This is a genomic window from Kamptonema formosum PCC 10802 (genome assembly GCF_000332335.1).
Taxonomy (GTDB): Bacteria; Cyanobacteriota; Cyanobacteriia; order Cyanobacteriales; family Oscillatoriaceae; genus Oscillatoria.
In genome coordinates, this window is record NZ_KB235949.1 from 695177 (window position 1) to 695482 (window position 306).

Genomic DNA, 306 nt, shown 5'->3' on the forward strand with positions numbered 1-306 from the left:
TGTTTTGGCACCTACTTAAACCCAGAGCGCTTTCACGCTCAGCGCCGATGACAGCTGCTTTAAGCTCAATTTCCTGTTTCGCTTGGCAACCGTGTCGGAAGTCTCAAAGGCGGATCGGAAATCAAGCACTATTTTCAAGTCGAGCGGTCGGCACAGTTCGCTAACGCTATTTTTTCGAGCCAGACCTATCTGATTATACCGTGTCCTACTGCTTTGCGTCAAGAATCCAGGATTAAATCCTGCTCTGCTTAGATTGTAGCCCGTCATCGCCACAGGCGGTCAGCCTGCCAGACGAGCGCGGCCTTG